Source organism: Lentimicrobium sp. S6 (assembly GCF_013166635.1).
Classification (GTDB): domain Bacteria; phylum Bacteroidota; class Bacteroidia; order Bacteroidales; family UBA12170; genus UBA12170.
The window spans coordinates 1-24,568 of the sequence record NZ_JABKBZ010000012.1 but is presented as its reverse complement, the minus strand read 5'-3'; the positions used below and the strand labels follow the sequence as shown (position 1 = coordinate 24,568).

The following is a 24,568-nucleotide window of genomic DNA, read 5'->3' as shown; positions in this document are numbered from 1 at the left end:
ATGATTCACTTTTACAAATATCACGGAACCGGTAACGATTTTGTCATTATTAATATGACAAAAAACTCCTTTTCACTAACAACTGAGCAAATTGCGTTTATATGTGATAGACACAAAGGTATAGGAGCTGATGGATTAATGATGCTTTTAAATTCGGAGGATTCTGATTTCAGAATGAAGTATTATAACAGCGATGGCAAAGAAGGCAGTATGTGTGGAAATGGTGGTCGATGCATGCTCGCATTTGCTTATGATATGGGAATTACAAAGGAGGTATATCGCTTTATAGCCATTGACGGAAATCACGAAGGAAGAATTTTAAAAGAGCATCCCACTGAAAAACTCGTCGAACTAAAAATGAGTGATGTTCATGAGACTAAATCTTTAAACAACAACTTCGAAATCAATACTGGCTCTCCTCATTATCTCGATTTTCGCGAAGAAGTGGAAAAACTAGATGTGGTTGAAGAAGGGAAAGCTATTCGCTATTCCGATGCTTATCAAGAAGAAGGTATTAATGTAAATTTCGTAGAGCAAAAAAAGAATCAGCTTTATGTAAGAACCTATGAAAGAGGTGTTGAGAATGAGACCTTAGCTTGCGGAACTGGCGTAACAGCTGCAGCTATCGCTTCTTCAATTCGCCAAAATTTGATTTATAAAAATTTCAATATCAAAGTATTGGGTGGCCAATTAAATGTAAAATTTGAAACAGAGGATGGTAATTTTTTTCATTCTATCTATCTTACAGGTCCTGCAGTATTTGTATACAAAGGCCATATAAATATCCCTTTTTAATATGATAGAAAACCATAAAATAGCTTTACGAGCTCCAGAGCTTAGCGACTTAGAAATTTTGTTTGATTGGGAAAACCAATCTGAATTTTGGTATTTAAGCAATACTATCCTCCCCTTTTCTCGATTCGATATAGAGCAATTTATTCTACAAGGAAATCACGATATCTATGCTGACAAACAATTTCGTTTCATGATCACTAATAAAGAAAATGATGAAGTATTAGGCTGTGTGGATATATTTGATTTTGATGCCCATAATGAGCGGGCTGGTTTGGGGATTTTAATTGATGAGAAATATAGACAAAAAGGTTGGGCCAGTGAAGCTTTGGAACTGATTATTGGCTACGCATTTAAACAATTGAAACTGCATCAATTGTATTGCAATATCTTAAGTTCAAATACCGAGAGTCTAAATCTGTTTAAAAAGAAACATTTTTCCGAAATTGGAGTAAAACAGGATTGGGTATTTATTGAAGGTAAATATCACGACGAGATTTTATTGCAATTAATCAGGAAAAACTAAATTTATGTCTAATTATCATAGTTCTTATCGCCGTAATTCTAGGAAAAAGAAAAATCCATTCCGCATGGTCTTATTCATTTTACTTATTGGAATCATTATAATCGGTGGTATTGCTGCATATATGGCTTATCAAATAGTGATGGCACCTAATATTTGGACCGAAGAAGAAAAAGAACAATACATCTATATTAATAATGAGGATGATTTTGAAAGCATTAAGAATCAACTATATGCCAACGGGAACATCATCCACCGCAATAATTTTGAGCTATTAGCTGATTACAAGAAATACGCTGACAATATTAAACCTGGTCGCTATTCCATAAAAAATGGAATGAATAATAATGAACTGATTAACCTATTACGAAGCGGTAATCAAGAACCCATAAAACTCATTTTCAACAACATAAGATTAAAAGAGGATTTATCAAAAAGAATTGCCGAGCAAATTAATATCGACGAAGATTTACTTCTTGAAAAATTAAACGATTCTGTTTATTGTAATTCTGTTGGCTTTAGTACTGAAACCGTAAAAAGCATGTTTTTGCCCAACACCTATTTTGTTTATTGGAATACCACCACTGATGAGTTTTTAAACAGAATGAGCTTTGAGTATAAGCAATTTTGGACAGAAGAAAGAGTGACTAAAGCTAATGACAAAAACCTAAACCCTATAGAAGTAAGTATTTTAGCAAGTATTGTGGAAAAAGAGACCCAAAAGAACGACGAGAAAGCAAGGGTTGCTGGGGTTTATATAAACAGAATTGAAAGTGGTTGGAGGCTACAAGCAGACCCTACTCTTATATATGCATTAGGGGATTTCAATATTAAAAGAGTTCTAAATGTATATAAAGAAATTGACTCACCTTATAATACCTATAAGTATACAGGCCTTCCACCTGGCCCCATATGCATCCCTAGTATTTCATCGATAAATGCAGTACTAAATGCTGAAGAGCATAGCTACTTCTTTTTCTGTGCCAAGCCTGACTATTCTGGCTATCATAACTTTGCAAAAAACAGCAAACAACATATTAATAATGCCAATGCTTATCGTGAGTTTTTAAACAAAGAAAAAATATTCAAATAAATTATAATCTAAATTATTAATCTCTCAAATCATTTTATACATTTGCGTATTAATATTAACACAATCAAAATCTTATGAAAAAAATTATTCTAGTATTCATCGCATCATTTATGATGATCGGGTTCACTCAAGCACAAAAAATTAAAATCGTTAGTGGTGATATGGGTTTTATGAAAGACTTAGCAGAACTGAATGTTACTTTCGAATATCCAGAGGATATGAAATTTGGCAAAACTACTCAAGATAAATATATTGAGAAGAAAATGGCTGATGCTGAGGAAAAAGAAGAAGGTGCTGGAGAAGCATGGAAAGATTCTTATTTTGCAGATAGAGAAGACCATTATGAGCCCATGTTTATGGAAGGAATGGAAAAGTATGCTGGTGACCTTTTTGTAGCACAAGACGATTCTGATTATGAATACACCATGATAGTAAAAACTACTTTTACAGAGCCTGGTTTCTTTATGGGATTTCAGAACAAAAAATCTGCCATCGACCTAGAAATCACTTTTGTAAAAACAGATGCTACTGATGAGGCCCTTGCTGTAGTGAAAATTACTAAAGCTCCTGGAGCTGCAGCTCCAGATACAGGGCTTAGAGTTGGTGATGCCTATTTTACGGCTGCTCAACAATTCGGTAAGCTTTTAAAGAAAAAATACCTATAGTTGAGCATCAACTATTCAAAAACCGTCTTTAACATTCTGTTAAGGACGGTTTTTTTTATAGCCTGTTTTTATGTTTTATCTTTGCTACTCACAAAAAACCTATAAAGAATGAAACGTAGAGATTTATTTAAGAAAATAAGTGCAGCAAGTGCTGGCATATTAGTCGGAGGAGCTCTTTTAAATTCTTCTTCAGCCCAAGCTCAAGAACAAAAGCAAGAGAAGCTTATTATCAATCGCATGAAAATGAGTTTTGCCGATCCTAAAAACCCTACTCCACATGAACTTAAACACACTCCTCAAATTACTTTTGGAGAACAAGACTCAAAAGGATTTACAAAAGTTATCATCACCATTGGGCAAGGTGGTATCATACATCCTACCGAAGAAAACCATTGGATAGATTACCTGACTATATATAAAAATGACAAATTGGTCTCTAATCTAGTTTTAGAAAATGGCCCTATAAGAGGATATGGTGAGCATTACCTAAAACTACAATCAGGAGATATTGTAAAAGTAGAAGCTGGCTGTAATCTTCATGGCATATGGGAACATGCTGAGAAATTAGGTTAAGATACAATTTTAAAAAAACTCATTATTTTTCTCAAAAAACTTCTCATTTTTTGAAATTAGACTACTTTTGCCGGCTTAATAATCATTAAAATATTTCATTATGAAATCTAGAAGTTTTAGTGGTCCTCGTTCTATTCATTTCCGTCAATGGAGTCGAAAAGCCTATGCAGTGTTTAATAGTTTGAAAAGCGTAGTGAAAATCGGAAGATTGGAGCTTACTTTCAGCATTTTGACACTGGCTGCTAGTGCTGTTGTAGCACAAAGCGCCACCTTGGCTATTCCAGGTGAAGATGTGGAGTTGGAAGAATTAGAAGTGACCGCACAAGCAGAACCTCTGGTTTTCTCGCAACATGGAAGGATGATTACTACCATCACTAAACAAGAGATTGAGTCGGCGCCCGTCAGCGATTTGGCAGAGCTTCTCTCTTTTGTACAGTCGGTAGACATCCGCCAAAGAGGAGGCCAAGGAGTACAAGCAGATGTGAGCATCAGAGGTGGCTCATTCGATCAAGTTTTAGTGTTAATCAACGGAATTCCCGTTTCTGACCCCCAAACTGGTCATTTTAATTTGAATATCCCGGTTGATATTTCCGATATTCAAAAAGTAGAAGTGCTGAAAGGCCCTGGTGCTCGAGTTTTCGGACCCAATGCCTTTAGTGGTGCCATCAACATTATTACCAAAGCTGAAGAAGGAAACCATCTATCGGCCAGGTTGATGGGTGGACAAAATGGTTTATATCATTATGGAGCTACGGGAAACTTCCAAGTGAAAAACTGGAAAACACGAGTTTCCTACGACCAGAAAGCCAGTGATGGTTATATGGAAAATACCGACTTTAAAAGCTATAATGCTTTTTTACAGTCAAGTCTACAATTGAAAGCCCTATTGATGGATGCCCAACTGGGATTTATGCAGAAGGACTTTGGAGCTAATTCTTTTTACTCTCCCAAATATCCTTTGCAGTACGAAAGCAACCAGAGCAGAAATGCAGCACTTGGGTTTCATTTTGGCAACAAGTTGAGGCTTTCTGTGCTCCCCTATTATCGTCAGCATAGAGACAATTGGCAACTCACCAGAGAGAAGCCAGAGCTCTATCAGAACTTCCACCAAACAGATGTTTACGGAGGAAGGGTAAAAATGATATTCTATTCTAAATTGGGAAAAACTTCGGTGGGATTAAATATCAAAAGAGAGCATTTGTTGAGTTCGAGTATGGGAGAAAAGCTGGACGAGCCAGAAAATATCAGCTGGGCAAAAGACCAAGAGTTTAAATATTCTTTTGAGCGCGACCATGCAGGTTTATATGTGGAACAATCTAAGGAACTGGGTAAAAAGTGGCAGGTCTCACTTGGATTACTGGCCCACTGGTATTCCACTAAAGACCAAGATATCTCCGTTTATCCTGGTTTAGACATTAGCTATCAATTGAATCCAGAACTCAAATTAATAGCCTCCGCTAATCATGCCATGAGACTTCCTACATTCACTGATTTATTCTATTCTGGACCTGCTAATATGGGTAATACAGAATTAAATCCAGAGAAATCATTCACTTTAGAAATGGGTACTGAATACCAAAAAGAAGGATATCAGATTCAAGCAGCAGTATTCCGCCGTTATGGAAACGATATCATTGATTGGGTATGGCATGACACCATTTGGAGAACAGAAAACATCACAGACCTTACCACCAATGGTATAGAATTGGCCACAAGAATACAACCCGATGTATTGTGGAATGTGAAGTTTTGGAAGCAGATGAACTTAGACTACACCTATTTGGATATGAAAAAAGAAGATATAGACCTTCAGAGCAAATATGCCTTGAATAATCTTCGCCATCAGTTTAATCTGGTCTTTCAGTTTAAATTGATTAAGAATCTAAATCTTCAGATTGCATCTTCCTATAAAGATAGATTAGGCTCTTATCAAACTTATAATTTTGAGGAGTCTACGTACGAAGACCATCCTTATGAAGATTATTGGTCTATCAATGCTAAATTGAGCTATAAATACAAATCCATGGAGTTTTTTGCAGAAGCCAACAATATAAACGATGTTAAAGTTGTAGAGTTTGGTGTGGCTCAGCCTGGGCTTTGGATGCTTGGAGGTATAAAGTATAAACTTGAGCTTTAAAAAGATTGGTTTTAATTTCAATTTCAGTGGTGCCTATTTAAATGGGCACCACTTTTTTAAAAAAAATATCAAGTTTAACAAAAGCGATCTAATGAAATCTGTATATATGACCTAAAATAAGTTATACCCTAGAACAATTGAGTAAGTTTGATATTTAATTGGTATAATAAGCATAGTCAGCCAATATGATAAATTGATCCAAACCTAAAAAGAAAGCCTGACATCCGCCAGGCTTTCAATATCTAAATTTTGCATAGATTATAAACCAAATGCTGTTTTTAATACATCAACATAGTCTAATTTCTCCCAGGTAAACAATTCTACTTCTACTTCTTTATCACCTTGATAAGGACTATGGAATTTTTTCTTCACAGTTTTTGGAGTTCTTCCCATATGACCATAAGATGCTGTTTCAGCATAAATTGGGTTTCTAAGTTTTAACCTATCTTCAATAAAAGCTGGACGAAGGTCAAATACTTCTTGAATCATTTTTGCAATTTCACCATCAGACAATTCTACCTGAGAACTTCCATAAGTATTTACATAAACACCAACCGGTTGCGCGACTCCAATAGCATAACTCAACTGTACTAATACTTCATTAGCTATTCCTGCTGCCACCATGTTTTTTGCAATATGACGAGAAGCATAAGCCGCAGACCTGTCTACTTTACTAGGATCCTTACCAGAGAAAGCTCCACCACCATGAGCACCTTTACCACCATAGGTGTCAACAATAATCTTACGGCCTGTCAAACCAGTATCACCATGGGGACCACCTATCACGAACTTTCCTGTAGGATTTACATGATATATGATTTCTTCATTGAATAATGATTGTATTTTTTCAGGCAATAAAGCTTTTACACGAGGCACTAAAATATTAATAACATCCTCTTTAATTTTTTGAACCATAGGCTCATCATCATCAAATTCATCATGCTGAGTTGAAACAACGATAGTATCAATTCTGACAGGTTGGTTATCATCACCATACTCTACAGTTACCTGACTCTTGCTATCAGGACGTAAGTAAGTCATTTCTTTACCTTCACGACGAATAGCAGCCATTTCATAAAGAAGAATATGCGAAATCTCTAATGCTAAAGGCATGTAAGAATCAGTATCTTTACAAGCATAACCAAACATCATTCCTTGGTCACCAGCACCTTGGTCTTCTTTATTTACCTTATCTACTCCACGGTTAATATCATCCGATTGTTCATGAATAGCCGATAAAACACCGCAAGAATTACCATCGAACATATATTCGCTCTTGGTATATCCTATTTTATTAATGACTTCACGTGCCACCTGCTGAACATCAACATAGGTATTAGATTTAACTTCTCCTGCTAAAACTACTTGACCAGTAGTAACAAGAGTCTCGATGGCAACTTTAGAATCAGCGTCATAAGCGATAAAAGCATCTAATAATGCGTCAGAAATCTGATCAGAAACTTTGTCTGGATGACCTTCGGAAACAGATTCGGATGTGAATAAATATCCCATTTTATTTATATTTTATAATTTTTTAAATATTTACGGGAAAGACGCTTGCAAGGAAATGTAAAGACATTATTGTTTTAGCATTTTTTTAATGTGGTTGCAAGCAAATCAAATCTTTCCACTCATTTCGAGGGCAAAGATAAATAAAATTAGAGATAATTTATCATGAAATTCTACCCTTTTATATAAAACGGCCCTATTTAGAGCTAATTTGGAAAATGATAACAAAATTACCAAATTCATTATGCCATTATCGATTCATTTCTTTCTTAAAAATTAGCCCTGAGTATGGAATGATTTCAAAAAATCGGTTTTCATTGTTTAAATCTGAATATCGAGGCGCTATACTGAAAATCAATTCAAATTTACCTTTGGGAAGTTCCATATTTTTAGTTTTAGCCGAAAAGTTTAGAACAATTAAAAGCTTCTCCTTTTTATAAGAACGATAATAAGCCAATAGCTGGTCATCACCTTTTAAAATGGTTTGCCACTTTCCCTTTTGAAGACTCTTATACTGCTTTCTCAAGCTGATCAAACTTTTATATAAATTCAATATTGAATCAGGCTCATTTTTCTGATCTTCAACATTAATAAAGGCATGATTATCATTTATGGGCAACCAAGGTTCATGATAACTAAATCCCGCATTTTTAGAGGCATTCCACTGCATAGGTGAACGAGACCGATCTCGGCCTTTATAAAAAGGCCAATATTTTAACCCCAAAGGATCTACTATGGTATTCCTTTTTAATTTGATATTAGACATTCCAATTTCTTCGCCATAATAAATAAAGGGAGTTCCTCTTATGGTCAACAGAAGCAATGCAGCAATTTTGGCTTTTTCATATTTATGTTTACCAAATCTATTCATCCCCCTACTCAAATCATGATTAGAAAGCACAAAACAGGGCCAAGCTTTTACAGGTATTTCCTTCTGCAATTTCGCAATGCTCTTATAGAATTTTTTAGCATCCCAGCGCTTAAAGAACAAGGAAAAATCAAAAGCCATATGTAAGCTATCTTTACCATTTCCAAGATAAGAAGCTACTAGTTTAGCATCCCCAGGTGGTGGATTAAAAACCTCCCCAATCAAAACCTTATCAGGATAAGAATCGACTAATTTTCGCAATTTCCTTACAATTTTATAGGATCTAGGCCTATTTCTATTAAACCAATGAGAATCAGTTAAGAGAAAACGTAATAAAGATGGATTATCTCTAAGCTTTCTATCCTTACCTATCATATTGATCACATCGAGCCTAAAACCATCTACACCCAAATTCAGCCAAAATTCAATCTCTTTAAAATACTGCTCCCTCATTGCCTTTTTCCTCCAATTCAAATCTGGTTGCTCCTTAAAAAAACTATGCAAATAATAAGACTGAGTTTGCTCTTCATACTGCCAAGCACTTTTACCAAATACCGACTTCCAATTATTCGGAACCTGACCATCCTTTGGCTTCCCCCAGATATACCAATCTCTTTTAGGATTATCAATAGAAGATGAAGATTCCAAAAACCATGGATGTTGATCAGAAGTATGGTTCATCACCAAATCCATAATAATTTTTATACCTGATGCATGAGCTTTATTCAACAGAAGTCTAAAGTCAGCCAAATCACCATAGCTACTATCAATAGAAGTATAATCTGAAATATCATAGCCTGAATCTTTAAATGGTGATGGATAAACAGGAGAAAGCCAAATAGCATCGACGCCAAGCTCTTTAAGGTAAGGGATTTTTTCTATCACTCCTTGCAAATCCCCAATACCATCATTATTGGTATCATAAAAGCTACGTGGATATATATGATAAATAACTCCATGTTTCCACCAAATAAAATCCCTCTTAACTTGATTTTCTTTCATTTTTAGAGCTCTACCACTTTAAGCAAGTCGTCCATAATTAATTTTGAAGAATAGTCTTGAGAACGCAAAACCGCCGCTTTTATCATTTTACTTCTTAAGCTTTCATCTTGAAAATAGCTTGCAATCTGCCCACTCATTTCTAATTTTCTTTTGACAAGAAACCCTGCCTCTGTTCCAGATAAAATATCCTTAGGGCCTTTTGAATCATATGCTACAACAGGTAATCCACAAGAAATAGACTCAAGAACTACCATGCTAAAAGTATCGAACTTACTTGGCAAAACAAGAAGATCTGCAGCGGAATAATATCTAGGTAATTCATGGCGCTCCACCCATCCAAAAAATAATTCATCGGGTAGTTTTTCTTTCATTTCTTCTTCAAAAGGCCCAGTTCCGATTACGAGAAGTCTTAATTTCGGAATATCCTTTTTAGCCTGCGTAAATATCTCGACAAGCTCGTCTACTCCTTTCTCTCTACTTACACGTCCTGCATACAACAACACGGGCACATCACTTGCAATTCCAAAGACCTCCTCTTTTTTCACCTTTTGAGGCTTAAAAGCTTCATCAACCCAATGAGCGGTAAGATGCAGGTGTTTACTTTTTAGGTTCATTTGTTTATTACTCAACCACTTCTTCTGATCCTTGTTCAACACAAACAAACCATCGAAATTGCTATAATAAGTCCGAAGTATTCTTCTCAATCGACTCGAGGCTGGCCGATCGAATTTAAGAACCTTTTTGGCAAACATCATCCAGTCAGTATGCAAATAAAAAAATGATTTCACTGAAAAAGCATGTTTCAAATATAAAGCAGCCAAACCCATTGGCCCTTCTGTTGAGCACATTAAGCGGTCATAGTCTCCATCTTGAAACAAACGATGTATTTCTAAGAAATTAGGTATCCTTATGGATTGTGAACTATAATTGGGAATATCAAATTCCGAAATAGGTTTAATCACTTTCAAATGCTCCTCTGGTTTTATTTTATAACTCGCTATTAAAATATCAATAGGCAAATTTCTTTCTTTAATGACCTGCAAAACCGATTTCAAAACCATGGATACCCCGTTCTGATCGTTAAAGGTATCGGTCATCCATAACATACGCTTTGGATGTTTATATTTTCCAGTGATTTCAGAAATACTATTCAACAGAGGTCTATTACTATACAATACTTTAGCGGAAGTAAAATGAGCCGAAAGTATTAATGAGGAGGCCAAAAATGGAAAATTCAAACCATCTAAAAACTTCCCTATGTCTGGTTTATGAATCCTCTTATTTTTAGATTTTATATTTTCATCCAAATATACCCTGAGTTCAGAAGGCAGCTCAAGCTTCTCGATGATGGTACTCAATTTCAGTTTTTGCAATTGCCCATCCTTCAACATTTCTTGCATCTTAAGCCCAAATCGCTGCGCCAAAACAAGATTTAATTGATTACTAATCGAACTAATGGCTTCATCATAATCCTTCACCATATCAGTCGGCCTATGATTAAAAGTATCCGCTATCTTTTTAGCATCATCAAAGACAGGCTTATAAACTGATGGAATAAACCACTTTTTAGTTTTGCTCGGCACTTTCCCTAAAAAACTCTTGTGAAACAACTCTATAAAATTCATGGTTACTTTATGTCTACGAATCTCACCAAAAGCATTCGTCACCAAAAGCGCTATGGATTTATCTGCCATTGTTCCTTTATGTAAAAGAATCCTAAACAAACCAGGATCTTTATGATGAATGGCTATTTGACAAACATAATCAAGAAAAGCTATGGCCATCTTTTCACTGCTATTATTAGCCCCAAAAGGGATCATATCTCCATTTATAATGGCTTCTAATGCCAATGAAGACATGGACTCATCAAGCTTCCTAACAGCCAAGTTAGGAATATATAACTGAGTACCTGTTAATCCTGCAAAAATACCCATATGGCTATCAGAGCCACCTGTATAGCTTTTCTCTAAAGGTTTAAAACAATAATCATGGGGTTGAACATCATATTTCTTGGCATAGTGAATCATTTTTTCCTCATCAAAAGTTTTCAACCATTCTAGACTTAACATATTTTGCCAGGTATCTCTTTGCCCGTTCAACACCTCAAATCGTTCAAAAACCAATAGCATTTTATTAAAAAAATCTATGGAAGGCAAGCCTTTTGGAGCATAAAAATATAATGGATGCGCCCAAACCGTGGGAATATTTTGCTGCAGTGCATATTCTTGAAAATGATAAATATTTCGCCTTAATTTGAGTAATACCTGTTCTTCACGGGGGTTAAAACCATAGGCTAAAACATGAATACCAACATTAAAATCGGGGACATGACATGAAAATTCTGCAGCAGATAAAACATCAAATCCTTTATCCTGCATCTCCCAACAAGAACGCGCATTATTATGATTGGTGATGGTAAAAGCATTGCAGCCATGCTTTTTTAATGATTGGAGGAGGGTTTCCGACTCTAACCAAGTTTCAGAAACATTTAAAATCCGCCCCAATATCTCATCTGGCTTATCACTGTTATAGTCGTGACAGTGCATATCGAGTTTTATAATTTCTGAAGAGCCTGCAAATTGGAATTTTTTTGCGGTAAAATCTTCAAGCCCTTTTTGAAGTTGGGATTGAAATATAGAATAATTTGAAGTCCTTTTCATCTTTGCTTTTTTGATAAAGCAAGATTAGGTGGATTTAGAAAAAAGTAGGTAAACTCAATGTTAGAGCTAAGTTAAAACATTAGAGAAAAACCTGCAGATTTAAAACTAACTTTTTTAGAGCTTCATATTTATTTTATACGAATACGAGCCCTGCAGATTTCTTTATCCTTTATACTTTTAATTTGATAAAAATACTCCCCTTCTATTTGGCCCTCAAAAATTCCGAATTCATCATTTAAAACCAACTCTCCTATAAAATTAATTTCGAACTCTTTTAAATATTCTGATTCCGCACTAAAATAGGCATCCATTATCCATTTAACATAGGTGGCATTATTAACATGTTTATTAATATCTAGATCGCTGGAATATACTTTTCTATGGTCTACTTTTGTCATTAGCATAGATAAACCAAGTTTCCTAAGTGGTTTATCAATGGCCTGAGCTTTTAGAAAATCCTGCCTTCCAAAGTCAAAATCACTTATTCTACGAGGACGCTTAGTATCTTTATCTAAAACCAACCATGAACTAGCAATCTTAGCCACAACACGCTCCCCCAATAAGATCTGATAATCACGCAAAGCAAATAAACCTTCAGCAATTCGAGGCCAAGTCTTTACTATTACTTCATCTTTCCAAGAGGGCCATTTATCAATTTGAATCAAAACCCTTGTCAATACCCATATGGCATTTTCTTTTTCTAGATATTCGTATCCAAAACCATTTTCTAAGGCATTTTGCCAAGCACTTTCTTGGAGAAATAAAAAACTTGCATTTAATGACATTTTGCCATTAAAATCAGATTCATAAGATTTAATTCTGTAGGGATATACCCCAACTGTATCTCTTTGCATAAGTGATATTTTTTAATGAATTCAAAAGTACAGTAATATATATTTGCTCAAATATATTCCTAAAAACCTGAGGTCAATTAATAAATAGCTTCCATATAAAGCAAAAAACACATTAGGTTCAATCTGAAATTCAAGAAGATATACCAGGCGATATCAAATTGTTTTTAGTTGAAAAATGACATATTATTGGCTTTTCCACAAGTGGATTTCTATACTTAGCTCACTATCTTCCTCAAATTTCCTCTAGTTATCCCAATAGCTCTTCAGAAGTCTGTGTTGAATATCAGCCAATCTTTTATTATTACACATTAATAGAAACGATATATCAAGAAATCTTTTACTTTTGCCCCAAGGGGATTTTTTATATAATTTATACAATTGATGAAAATTAAATATAGCTTACTGGCTCTGTTTTTACTTGGAATATACATCAGTTCCAATGCACAAATGAAATTTCGCCAAGATAACTCAAGAAACGAAAACAGCTGGTTTATAGATGTAAACACAGGTGTTACAAGTTTTTATGGCACCCTTGGAGTATTCAATTATGATCCCATCTTAAAAATAAAAGAGGAAAGTAAATTTGCATTTGGTATAACTGCTGGAAAAAGCTTTAACAAATACCTTTCAGCAAGAGCCTATTTCACTTCTGGAGGATTCAAAGCCACTAATAATGAAAGAGGAATAAGATATGATGCTAGCCTTACAAATTATGGTGGTCAATTCTTAATCAATTTCTCTAGCATATTTGGCGATACAGATTATATCCCAATATTCTCTGTATATGGAATTGTAGGAGTTGGCTTAGCAAGCACAAAGCCTATTCTTTATAGTATAGAAGAAGAAGGATACGGAACCCCTATCGACAGCCTCAACTACGCCACTAAAGTTTCAACTTTAGAATTTAATATTGGGCTTGGTGTCTCCTATGAGATATTTAACCAAATAGATATATTAGTTGAACTAGATTACCATTATGGAATGTCGGACGAATTGGATCTCACCACTGATGGTGGGAAAGATAATTTCATGTATTTGAAAGCTGGGCTGAGATATCGATTTGGCTTTGCAGACACAAAAGGCTCATCTGCTTTTGGTCGAAGAAGAAGATAATTTTTAAGCTACCTTTGATTCATTAGCTCTTTCTTGAATATTAATAATAGGCCTAAACCTATTTCTTATCAAATTCCATTTCTCAGGGTACTGCTCCAATAACATTATAATCTTACGCCTATGGTTTTTAATCTTATCAGAAATAGCTGCCGCTGTAATTGAATTCTCTAAAGTTTGTCCTACCCTTGCACTCGTCAACTTTACTCCTTTCAATGTCAATTGTTCTGCAGCAAATTCTAAATCCTCCAAAAACTGATAGGTCTTAGTATGGGTTACATAGGATCCTTTTCCTTGCTCAATTTGATCTTTTGCAGCTTCCTCTATTTTTTCAAATTCTTTAAAATGAACTGCAGATAGAATAATTTGATTATGATTTAAGCCAAACTGAAGTGTTTTTACAAAAACTAAAGCTTTTCTTAAAGCCAGCTTAACTTTATCATAATCATATAAGAATGGCCTTAGTAATTCCTTAGCTTTATCCTCTAAAACAATAATATCACCAGGGCTTTTAACAGAATCTACCAATTTAAAAAGAATGACATCCAATTGAGATTTAAAATCATCGGATTCTTGTTTATGTATTTTCAATTGTTGCTGTTGGTACTGAACCATTTCTGAAATACTTTTATTATATTCCATCATGGCTTCTCTATTGGAATTTAATTGAGTTAAAATAGTTTTTAGGCTATTAAATAACAGTCTTCCAATTATCATTTTTTGTTGAGTATTTAAGATATTACCAGACTTAATAGGACCAAACTCACTTGCATCTTTACGGAAATAAAAGATATAAACATCACTAAAAGCATCTATATCACTGGAAAAACTCAAACAAAGCATACTCTTCAACACTTCACTAAATAGGTCCTCCTCCATTAATTCACTTTCATTTTCGCTAAAAGGCAGCTCATCTTGGCTATACCAAGCCACTGAGGATTTTTGATAGCGAAACTGATTGAGCTTAGATATACTGTTTGAGGATAAACTTATATTCTTTATGGAAGAGGAGTCTTCTTTATCAACCGATAATAATGTTAACTCAGCTGTTCTAGGATCATTCCACAATAAATCAACCCTATCCAATCCAGGCAATAAATGCACCGCATGCTCAAGAGCTGTTATAGCCGGAAGATTTAAAAAACTAAACTGATTCTTCATTAAACAATAATTGATTAAGTAATTTTGGTTTTCTTAAGTTTTGCTAAAGCTTAAAAATGTTCTTTTTCAGATCTTAAATCCATAAGGTAGCATTTTAAAAAACAGCCTTTTTGCAAAATTCGTATAAATGTAAGACAATTCCTCATGAATAATCAAGATTTTCATAACAATTTTAAGTTTTTTCTTAATTTATTTCATTCAGCTTAAGTTTACCTAACAGGACTTAACTTGTACTTTACAACACAACTTAAGCTTAAAATAATTGACAAACAGCCTATTACAAGATACTTTTGCTTCAGAATTTTATCTTATTGACCACAAAACAATCTATTATTATGAACGGAAGCATCTATAGCCTAATTCAAGAGAAAAGGAAATTATTTTACACTGGTATCATTAGAAACTCCTATAAAAGACCTACGCATGGTAAAGATGGGCATGTAGATACAAGTTCTGACTCTAACCAGCATGAAAAATCCTATACTATGAAATCGAGAGGGATTCAGATGTTGCAAGAAATATTCTCTGAGTAGCAAAGCAAATAATAATTCACATATCGGTTTTTTTTGTAGTTTTAGCTGCTGAATTGAACACAAAACATGAGAAAAAACCTTTGTCTCCTTTTAATATTAATTTCTGGAATAGTATTGAGTCAGAATGCTAATCGCGAAATTGACAGTCTCCAAAATATTCTTGGTTTAAGTCAGAATAAAAAATGGGTTGATGCTGCTGTAGAACTATCATTCAAACTAAGACATAATGAACCCAATTACAGTGAAGAGTTGATCACAGAAGCCATCGAACTTTCAAAAAGACTTGATTATAAATACGGATTGGCTAATGCCTATATGTTTAAAGGCCAGTATTCCTATGACAATAATAAAGTTTTAAGCGGACTAACCTTTTATCAAAAGTCTTACGAAATATATAATAAAATAAACAAACCAAAAAAAGCAGCGAACTCGATATACGGTATAGGTGAAGGTCTATCTAGAATTCATAAAACCAAAGAATCTAATGATACCTTAAAATTTGCATTGGACAAATATATTGAACAAATAGAGCCTAGCGATTTATCTGATTTTTATCAATTATTATCTAGCAATTATAAAGATTTAGGCAACCAAGAATATGCAATTGCCTATATAGATACAGCTATCATTATAGAACAAGAGAACCAATTAACATACAAATTAGTAAACTCTTATAATAGCCTCGGTATTATTCATTCCGACATAGGTAATTACAAACAATCTATATTTAATTATGATAAATGCGAATATATTGCTCGTCAATTAAACGACACACTGAGTATCTCTTATGCTATAAGTAATAAAGCACTCATTTATTTAGATTGGGGAGTGTATGATGAAGCCCTAAGCCTATTTCTTCAAGGTCAAGAATTAACGCAAGCACTGGGCTTAGAAAAAGAACTATCAATAGATCTTTCCAATATAGCTTTGGTTTATCAGGAAACCAAGGACTTAAATAAGGCCAAAACTTATTACCAACGCGCCCTTCGGTTAGCTGAAGAATACGGTCAGGACGAAACAGTCTCGATAATTCAACATAATTTAGGAGACATACTCTATACAGAAGGGAACTACGATTCCGCACTGATTCTTTTGAATAAAAGTATGAGGTATGAAATGAATAACAACCGCACACTAGGAATTGCTCAATCGAAGAGTATGATTGCCAATGTTTATGTGGCTATGGGCAAATATCCCTTAGCATTTTCATATTTTGAAGATGCCAAAAGTGTTTTTGAAAAATTCGGGAGCAAACTCGACTTGGCTAACCTCTTTATTGATTACGCTAAAGCTCATGAAACACTACTAAACGACTCATTATCTGTAGAATACTACAATAAAGGACTTGAAATAGCTATTCAAATCAATGCAACAAACATTATCCAAATAGGCTATGAGGCTGCCTCTAAAAACTATGAACGACTAGAAGATTTTAAACAAGCATTATACTATTATAAAGCTTTTAAAGAACTGAACGATACCATTTATAATGAACATGTTAGTAGTCGTATTGACTATATGTCACTAAAATTAGAAAATCAAGAACGAGAAAAAGATTTAGAAAAACTAGCTAATGAACAAAAGGTTTTCACATTAGAAAACCAAACCAAAAGAAACCGTTTATTTTTCATTATTATTGTCCTCATTATCATACTAGTTTTCTTTGTTTGGCTTTATTTCTTAAACCAACGTTCTCAAAAGCAGATTAAGCAACAGTACAATGTACTTTTGGAGAGTGAGCAGAAAATAAAAGCGCTTCTCGACGCTAGTTTCGATTCTACCATATTAGTGGATATTCATGGAGAAATCATCACAGCAAACTCTAATGATTTAAACGGTTTCCTCCCCGATCAAGCAAATATTTTAAACAAATCCATTTTCAGCTTCTTCAAGAAAACCAATAGAGTTGTATTAGAGAAATTCTCAGAATTAGTTCTCAGCTCTAAAACTTATAAAGAGTTACATGTGGTTGATGATAAGAATATATTCAATATCAAGATTAGTCCTATCATTGATATGAATCAAAATATTGTTTCTTTAGCTTTCTACATTAAGGATATCACTCAAATTGAAAAAGACAAGAAAGAAAAACGAGTAATGGAAAGCCAATTAATTCAAACCCAAAAAATGGAAACTGTAGGAACCATGGCTGGAGGAATTGCTCATGATTTTAATAACTACTTGGCTACTATCAAGGGATATGTGGATATGTCCTTGGAAGATATTGAAACTGACCATCATGTGCATACCTATTTAACCAATACCATGAAAGCAGTTACTCTATCCCAACAAACTGTTCAAAAACTACTCACCTTTAGTCGAGGAAAAGATATTATTATGGATAAGATATCCTTCGACCAACTGTTGACAGATAGCATAGATATTATTAAGGGATCTAAACCTAAAAATATTGATCTCATCTATCCAAACGAAGAATTCAATATAGAATTACTTGCAGATAAAAACCAAATTACACAAGTTATCATAAATATTATAACCAATGCATTTCATGCAATTGATGATCATAATGGTAGTGTCAAAATTGAAGCCTTTCCTAACATGACTTTAGCAGAGTTTGACCATAAAAAAATGATTTGTCTTAAAATATCTGATGATGGTATTGGAATGGATAAAGAAACCATTCAAAGAGTATTCGAACCCTTCTTTACTACTAAAGAAGTTGGAAAGGGAACAGGCCTTGGTTTATCTGTTGTTACTGGAATAGTGAAGCAACATAATGGCAAAATAACAGTGGAATCAGAATTTGGAAAAGGAACTATTTTTTCATTATATTTACCGATAATTTAATTGTATTTACCAAAAAAACACAGCCATGAAGAAGATTTTATTAATTGATGATGATACCCATTTTAGAGAAATGTTTGCCGTTTTACTAAAACGTAATAATTACGAAGTAATTGAAGCAACAGATGGCAGATACGCTAAAGAACTCTACAGCGAACACCAACCCCAGCTTGTTATTACAGATATTATCATGCCTGACAAAGAAGGCATAGAAACCATCCTCGATTTAAAAAAGGAATTTAAAGACATAAAGATCATTGCTGTTTCAGGAGGAGGAAGAACAAATGCCATGGATAACCTGAGATCGGCAAGATTACTTGGAGCAACCCTAACATTTGAAAAACCTTTTGAAAACAAGGAAATTCTTGAGGCTATTGCCACCTTGATAGGATAAGCTATTGTTATTTAAAAAACAATAAGCCAACCTCTTATATATCTGTTTTTTACATAATTATACTAAGATACAAACTCTTATTTAGAATGAAATTTAGAAGTCTTCTAAACAATTTTGTATCCTACTGACATAGTGCTATTTACAAATGCATTTTTTGTGTCAAAATAATCAAACAAATCGTTATATACTGATTTACAGACCCTTAAGTCCAAACATACAACAACTGTAAAAGCAAGGACTATACGACTAATGTTTCTATTTTTGTCCATCAACCTGTTTTAGTTGAGTATAACAAAATTAAAAACAAAACATAAATACCGTGAACGAAGTTATTATTTATGCCGTAAGTTCTCTAGGGGTTTTAGCCATTGTTGCTGCTGTAATTCTATATTTTGTGGCACAAAAATTCAAAGTTTTTGAAGATCCACGTATCGATGATGTAGAAGAAGTATTACCCAGTGCCAATTGTGGTGGCTGTGGTTATGCTGGTTGTAGAGCTTTTGCTGAAGCTATTGTTAAAAAAGCTACTCTAGAAGGCTTTAATTGCCCTGTAGGAGGAAGCGATGTAATGGTTGATGTTGGTAAGGTAATGGGCATGGAAGCCGCAATGGCCGAACCTCAAATAGCTGTTGTAAGATGTAGTGGTTCTGTGGTCAATTCACCTGCTAAAGTTAAATACGATGGTATTGCCAATTGTGCAGCTGCCGCTACTGTATTTTCTGGAGAAGGAGGATGTTCTTATGGTTGCCTAGGATTAGGTGACTGTGAAGTATCTTGTGATTTCGATGCCATCCACATCAATCCTGAAACCATGTTACCTGAAGTAACAGCAAATTGCGTGGCTTGTAATGCTTGTATTGTTGCTTGTCCCAAGGATATTATTGAACTAAGAAACCTAGGTAAAAAAGAACGTAGAATCTTTGTAGCCTGTGTAAATGAAGAAAAAGGTGCTCCAGCTAAGAAAAACTGCGATGTAGCTTGTATCGGATGTTCTAAATGTTTCAAAGTTTGTCCTTTCGATGCCATCGAAATGAAGAACAACAGAGCTTATATCGATTTTGAAAAGTGTAAGCTATGTAGAAAATGCGAACCCGTTTGTCCAACAAACGCCATTCACGAAATCAATTTCCCTCTTAGAAAGCTAAAGCCAGAAGGTGAAAAGCCTGCTGCTAAAAAAGAAGCTCCTGCAAAAGTAGCCGTTGCTGAAAAAGCTGTTCCTGCTGCAAAAGTGGAAAAAGAGGTGAAGAAAGTTGAAGAGCCTATTGCTAAAAAGGACTCTGATGCTAAAGAAAATACAGAAAAAGCTTAATTCTCTAAATAAATAAAAGGGGTATTAAATGAAGACTTTTAAACTTGGTGGTGTACATCCACCTGAAAACAAATTATCGGCTCAAGCAGCCATTGAATATCTTCCGCTACCAAAGCAAGTAACAGTTCCAATAGGTCAACACTTAGGAGCTCCTGCAACGCCAGTAGTAAAAAAAGGTGACGAAATTAAAGTAGGGCAATTATTGGCTAAAGCTAGTGGTTTTATCTCTGCCAATATTCACTCACCTGTATCGGGGAAAGTATTTAAAATTGATGATGTCTATGATTCTAGTGGATACCGTAAACCTTCAATCATTATTAATGTGGAGGGTGATGAATGGCTAGAGAACATCGATCAAAGTAAAGATATCGTAAAAGATATTAAGCTTTCAAACAAAGAAATTGTTGACAAGATTAACGAGATGGGGGTAGTAGGGCTTGGTGGCGCTACCTTCCCTTCTTTTGTTAAGTTAATGGTTCCTGAAGGAAAGAAAGTAGAATTTCTAGTTATTAATGGAGTGGAATGTGAGCCTTATTTGACTTCCGATCATCGCTTAATGTTAGAGCGTGGTGAGGAAATGATGATTGGTATTAGCATCCTCATGAAGGGTCTAAATGTTGACAAAGCCTTAATTGGTGTAGAAAACAACAAACCAGATGCTATAGAGGAGCTTAAAAGATTAGCCAAGAATTTCAAAGGTATCGAAATCCATCCTCTAAAAGTTCAATATCCCCAAGGTGGTGAAAAGCAGTTGATACAAGCCATTACTGGTAAAGAGGTTCCATCTGGGAAACTTCCTCTAGAAGTAGGTTGTGTAGTCAACAATGTGGGTACTGCATTGGCTGTTTATGAAGCGATCCAAAAGAACAAACCATTAATAGAACGTGTGGTGACTGTAACTGGCAAATCAGTGAAGAAGCCATCTAACTTTATGGTTAGAATTGGTACTCCAGTTAAGGAACTCATTGAAGCTGCCGAAGGTTTACCTGAAGATACTGGCAAAATCATCAATGGTGGTCCTATGATGGGAAAAGCATTATTAAATACTGATGTACCTGTAGTAAAAGGAACTTCTGGTATTTTAATCATGCCTGAGAATGAAAGCAAACGTGGCGAAACAAGCAATTGTATCCGCTGTGCTAAATGTGTTCAGGTTTGCCCAATGGGACTAGAACCAGTTTACCTTTCTAAAACCAGCAAGCTTCAAATGTTTGATAAGGTAGAAAACGAAAGAGTGATGGACTGTATTGAATGTGGTTCTTGCTCGTATACTTGTCCTGCTAACATTCCTCTTCTCGACTTCATCAGGTTTGGAAAGAATAAAGTAGGTGGAATCATCAGGAATAGAAACAAGAAATAAAACGATAAGAAAAGATGAGTTTATTAACAGTATCTGCATCCCCTCACGTTCATGGCGATATGTCGACCAAGAAAATCATGTGGGGAGTAGTATATGCCATGATTCCGGCCATGCTGGTTTCCATATACTTCTTTGGCCTCGATGCCATGCGTGTTATTTTTATTGCGGTAGCAGCTTCCATTTTCTTCGAATGGGCTATCCAAAAATATTTATTAAAAGGCAGCAATACCATTATGGATGGTTCAGCAGCCATTACCGGAATCCTCTTGGCTTTCAATGTACCTAGTAATCTGCCTTGGTGGATTATTATCATTGGTGCTTTAGTAGCGATAGGAATGGGTAAAATGAGCTTTGGGGGTTTAGGAAAGAATCCTTTCAATCCAGCATTAGTTGGACGTGTATTCTTACTCATCTCCTTCCCTGTTCAAATGACCAGTTGGCCAAAAGCAAGTCCTATTATTGATGGATTAGCTGATGCTGTTACAGGTCCTACTGCTCTTGGAGTGATGAAAGAAGGTTTAAAAGCAGGACAAACAGTACAAGAACTAATGACTTCTCCAGAGATGCCACAGTTTATGGGCCAGTTTATGGGCCACATGGGTGGTAGTATGGGCGAAGTATCTGCTCTGGCCTTAATCCTTGGTGGTATTTATATGTTATGGAGAAAAATCATCACTTGGGAAATCCCTGGAAGCGTATTGATTTCAGTTGTGGTATTCAGTGGTATTTTCTGGTTGATTGATCCCACACATTATGTAAATCCTATTTTCCATCTACTAACTGGAGGTATGATGCTAGGTGCCATATTTATGGCTACCGATATGGTCTCCTCTCCCATGACCAAAAAAGGTCAATTGGTTTATGGTGTCGGAATTGGAGTTTTAACAGTCATTATTCGTGTTTGGGGAGCCTATCCAGAAGGAATGTCTTTCGCCATACTTATTATGAATGCTGTAGTTCCATTACTTAATAATTCTTTTAAACCCACTAGATTTGGTAAGGAGGTGAAACATGGCTAAAAAACAATCAACATTCATCAATATGGTTTATGTGCTGTTTTTAGTAGCAGCTATAGCCGGACTAGCTCTTGGGGCAGTATATAATGTCACCAAAGAACCTATCGAATTGGCCAAGAAAGCAAAAATAGAAAACGCTATAAAAGTAGTATTACCAGAATTTGATGAGGTAAAACCAGCTTATAAAGTCATGTCTTTCGATGGAAACAAACCTAAAGATTCATTAACATTCTATAATGCCTATAATAAAGGTGCATATGTAGGAACTGCAGTGAACACGTATACTATGATGGGATTTAGTGGTTTAATCAAACTCATGGTAGGTTTTAAACCCGATGGAGTTATTTCTAATATCTCTGTATTGGAACATAAAGAAACTCCAGGTTTGGGAACTAAAATGGCAGACCCTAAATTTAAAGATCAGTTTGAGAATAAAAATCCAGCTACCTTCAATTTAAAAGTCACTAAAGATGGTGGAGAAATTGATGCCATTACAGCTGCGACAATCAGTTCTAGGGCATTTAGCGATGCCACGGAAAGAGCTTACAAAACTTTCGAACTAAATAAAGGAGGAAAGAAATAATGAGTCAAATGAAAAATTTCACCAAAGGTTTTATCAAAGAAAACCCGGTATTCGTTCTTTTATTAGGCCTCTGTCCTACTCTTGGGGTCACCACCTCTGCCTTTAATGGCTTGGGTATGGGATTGGCTACTACTTTTGTACTTCTTGGATCTAATATGGTAGTCAGCATTATTAAAAATGGCATACCTGATAAAGTTAGAATCCCCGCTTTTATTGTAATTATTGCTTCTTTTGTAACTATAGTTGAGTTATCGATGCAAGCTTATATGCCAGCTCTTTTCGACCAGTTAGGTTTATTCATTCCTTTAATTGTTGTAAACTGCTTGGTATTAGGACGTGCAGAAGCATTTGCTTCAAAACAAAACTTTTCTTCTTCATTAATCGATGGTTTAGGCATGGGACTTGGATTCTCATTTGCATTAACTGTACTTGGAGGAGTTAGAGAAATATTAGGAAGTGGAGCCATTTTCAATATTAAGTTTATGGAAGCCGACGGAATGTTAGTATTCGTATTGGCCCCTGGAGCTTTTATTGCATTGGGTTACCTGATTGCTATTATCAACAGAATTAACAAAAAAGCCTAAATCTTAGAACTATGGAATATATAATTATCATCATATCCGCCATATTTGTCAATAATATTGTATTGGCGCAGTTTCTGGGAATTTGTCCTTTTGTTGGGGTTTCCGGAAAGATATCTACTTCAGTTGGAATGAGTGGTGCAGTAATGTTTGTAATGACAATTGCAACTATTGTTACCTGGCTCATCCAATATTACGTATTGATTCCTTTAAGCATTGGTTTCTTACAAACCATTACATTTATTTTAGTGATTGCATCTTTAGTGCAAATGGTAGAGATTATCTTGAAAAAAGTAAGTCCTCCCCTTTACGCTGCTCTTGGTGTTTTCCTTCCTCTTATTACTACTAACTGTGCTGTTTTGGGTGTTGCTATCTTAGCCATTCAAAAAGAGTTCAACTTAATGGAAGGTGTAGTTTACGCTATAGCATCAGCTGTTGGTTTTGGATTAGCCATGGTATTATTTGCTGGTTTAAGAGAGCATATGGACCTAATGGAAGCTCCAAAAGGAATGAAAGGTGTACCTATAGCATTGGTGATGGCTGGAATTTTAGCTTTAGCATTTATGGGTTTTACCGGAATGGTTTAGAGCATATAAAATTTGAATATATAGTTCAAGCGCTGCCTTTTTAGGTGGTGCTTTTTTTATTGAAAACAAAACTCTAGATTATCATTTTTTGCTAAGAGGACATACAAAAGCCTTACTAGTCATACTAATAAGGCTTTGATTTCTATTTAGGTATTTAATGATATACTATTTCAAAACCACCATTTTTTTAGAACCTGCCACTTGTCCATCTATTTTAATGGTGTACAGATAGATTCCATTTTCTAAATCAGTAGTATTAAGATTTATAAAATGCGCCCCTCTGTCTTGTTTTCCTTCATCAATAGTAATTAATAGCTTTCCTGTGTAGTGGATAGGCTGACTCATGTTGTGCCACCTATACCGATGTAACTGTGCCACTCAAACCGGAGCAAGTTGTGCCACTCATACCGGAGCAAGTTGTGCCACTCGTACCGGAGCAAGTTGTGCCACTCA

22 protein-coding genes are annotated in these 24,568 nt (G+C 35.0%); 16 read left to right on the top strand and 6 right to left on the bottom strand.

Features of this window, described 5'->3' with window-relative positions:
- From dapF to HNS40_RS06250, 6 genes are all read left to right on the top strand, one after another.
- On the top strand, positions 1-795 hold the full coding sequence (gene dapF / locus HNS40_RS06275; RefSeq protein WP_172278805.1) for a diaminopimelate epimerase: 795 nt from the start codon (positions 1-3) through the stop codon (positions 793-795).
- 1 nt (position 796) lies between these two features.
- Entirely contained in the window at positions 797-1,318 is a 522-nt protein-coding gene (locus HNS40_RS06270) for a GNAT family N-acetyltransferase (protein WP_172278803.1), read from the top strand.
- A 64-nt stretch (positions 1,319-1,382) separates the two neighbouring features.
- Positions 1,383-2,408: an endolytic transglycosylase MltG gene (gene mltG, locus HNS40_RS06265; protein ID WP_172278801.1), complete on the top strand. Its 1,026-nt coding sequence runs from the start codon at positions 1,383-1,385 to the stop codon at positions 2,406-2,408.
- 74 nt (positions 2,409-2,482) lie between these two features.
- Positions 2,483-3,073 (top strand): hypothetical protein, encoded by a 591-nt coding sequence (locus tag HNS40_RS06260; protein ID WP_172278799.1) that lies wholly within the window; start codon positions 2,483-2,485, stop codon positions 3,071-3,073.
- A 108-nt stretch (positions 3,074-3,181) separates the two neighbouring features.
- Positions 3,182-3,646: a desulfoferrodoxin family protein gene (locus tag HNS40_RS06255; RefSeq protein ID WP_172278797.1), complete on the top strand. Its 465-nt coding sequence runs from the start codon at positions 3,182-3,184 to the stop codon at positions 3,644-3,646.
- A gap of 100 nt (positions 3,647-3,746) precedes the next feature.
- Positions 3,747-5,783: a TonB-dependent siderophore receptor gene (locus HNS40_RS06250; protein WP_172278795.1), complete on the top strand. Its 2,037-nt coding sequence runs from the start codon at positions 3,747-3,749 to the stop codon at positions 5,781-5,783.
- Positions 5,784-6,041: 258 nt separating this feature from the next.
- On the opposite strand, the gene metK is transcribed toward HNS40_RS06250, so the two are convergent.
- From metK to HNS40_RS06230, 4 genes are all read right to left on the bottom strand, one after another.
- Positions 6,042-7,295 carry a methionine adenosyltransferase gene (gene metK / locus HNS40_RS06245; RefSeq protein ID WP_172278793.1) on the bottom strand — a complete coding sequence of 418 codons (1,254 nt, stop codon included), beginning with the start codon at positions 7,293-7,295 and terminating at the stop codon, positions 6,042-6,044.
- 247 nt (positions 7,296-7,542) lie between these two features.
- Positions 7,543-9,162, bottom strand: a complete 1,620-nt coding sequence (locus tag HNS40_RS06240; protein ID WP_172278791.1) for an alpha-glucosidase — start codon at positions 9,160-9,162, stop codon at positions 7,543-7,545.
- Positions 9,163-9,164: 2 nt separating this feature from the next.
- Complete coding sequence (locus HNS40_RS06235; RefSeq protein WP_172278789.1) at positions 9,165-11,822, bottom strand: glycosyltransferase; 2,658 nt, start codon at positions 11,820-11,822, stop codon at positions 9,165-9,167.
- Between the two features lie 128 nt (positions 11,823-11,950).
- Positions 11,951-12,676, bottom strand: coding sequence for an acyl-[acyl-carrier-protein] thioesterase (locus HNS40_RS06230; protein WP_172278787.1), 726 nt, complete (start codon positions 12,674-12,676; stop codon positions 11,951-11,953).
- A gap of 381 nt (positions 12,677-13,057) precedes the next feature.
- Here HNS40_RS06230 and HNS40_RS06225 point away from each other — a divergent pair, with 381 nt between their 5' ends.
- Positions 13,058-13,789, top strand: a complete 732-nt coding sequence (locus tag HNS40_RS06225) for an outer membrane beta-barrel protein (protein ID WP_172278785.1) — start codon at positions 13,058-13,060, stop codon at positions 13,787-13,789.
- Between the two features lie 3 nt (positions 13,790-13,792).
- On the opposite strand, the gene HNS40_RS06220 is transcribed toward HNS40_RS06225, so the two are convergent.
- Entirely contained in the window at positions 13,793-14,947 is a 1,155-nt protein-coding gene (locus tag HNS40_RS06220; RefSeq protein WP_172278783.1) for a hypothetical protein, read from the bottom strand.
- A gap of 335 nt (positions 14,948-15,282) precedes the next feature.
- Between HNS40_RS06220 and HNS40_RS06215 the strand changes: the two genes are divergently transcribed.
- The 9 genes from HNS40_RS06215 (at position 15,283) to rsxA (ending at position 24,115) form a co-directional block, all read left to right on the top strand.
- A complete protein-coding gene (locus tag HNS40_RS06215; RefSeq protein ID WP_172278781.1) occupies positions 15,283-15,480 on the top strand; it encodes a hypothetical protein in 198 nt (65 codons plus the stop codon).
- 66 nt (positions 15,481-15,546) lie between these two features.
- Positions 15,547-18,288 carry a tetratricopeptide repeat protein gene (locus tag HNS40_RS06210; protein WP_172278779.1) on the top strand — a complete coding sequence of 914 codons (2,742 nt, stop codon included), beginning with the start codon at positions 15,547-15,549 and terminating at the stop codon, positions 18,286-18,288.
- Positions 18,289-18,313: 25 nt separating this feature from the next.
- Positions 18,314-18,679: a response regulator gene (locus HNS40_RS06205; RefSeq protein ID WP_172278777.1), complete on the top strand. Its 366-nt coding sequence runs from the start codon at positions 18,314-18,316 to the stop codon at positions 18,677-18,679.
- A 319-nt stretch (positions 18,680-18,998) separates the two neighbouring features.
- Positions 18,999-19,988, top strand: a complete 990-nt coding sequence (locus HNS40_RS06200) for an RnfABCDGE type electron transport complex subunit B (protein WP_172278775.1) — start codon at positions 18,999-19,001, stop codon at positions 19,986-19,988.
- A gap of 28 nt (positions 19,989-20,016) precedes the next feature.
- Complete coding sequence (gene rsxC, locus HNS40_RS06195; protein WP_172278773.1) at positions 20,017-21,348, top strand: electron transport complex subunit RsxC; 1,332 nt, start codon at positions 20,017-20,019, stop codon at positions 21,346-21,348.
- Positions 21,349-21,362: 14 nt separating this feature from the next.
- Positions 21,363-22,367, top strand: coding sequence for an RnfABCDGE type electron transport complex subunit D (locus tag HNS40_RS06190; protein WP_172278771.1), 1,005 nt, complete (start codon positions 21,363-21,365; stop codon positions 22,365-22,367).
- Positions 22,360-22,947 carry an RnfABCDGE type electron transport complex subunit G gene (locus tag HNS40_RS06185; RefSeq protein ID WP_172278769.1) on the top strand — a complete coding sequence of 196 codons (588 nt, stop codon included), beginning with the start codon at positions 22,360-22,362 and terminating at the stop codon, positions 22,945-22,947. Before HNS40_RS06190 ends, HNS40_RS06185 begins: the two co-directional genes overlap by 8 nt.
- Entirely contained in the window at positions 22,947-23,531 is a 585-nt protein-coding gene (locus HNS40_RS06180; protein WP_172278767.1) for an RnfABCDGE type electron transport complex subunit E, read from the top strand. Before HNS40_RS06185 ends, HNS40_RS06180 begins: the two co-directional genes overlap by 1 nt.
- 11 nt (positions 23,532-23,542) lie before the next feature.
- The gene (gene rsxA / locus HNS40_RS06175; protein ID WP_172278765.1) at positions 23,543-24,115 is read left to right on the top strand and encodes an electron transport complex subunit RsxA; all 573 of its coding nucleotides are present in this window, start codon (positions 23,543-23,545) and stop codon (positions 24,113-24,115) included.
- 165 nt (positions 24,116-24,280) lie between these two features.
- On the opposite strand, the gene HNS40_RS06170 is transcribed toward rsxA, so the two are convergent.
- Positions 24,281-24,460 (bottom strand): hypothetical protein, encoded by a 180-nt coding sequence (locus HNS40_RS06170; RefSeq protein WP_172278763.1) that lies wholly within the window; start codon positions 24,458-24,460, stop codon positions 24,281-24,283.
- Positions 24,461-24,568: the final 108 nt, after the last annotated feature.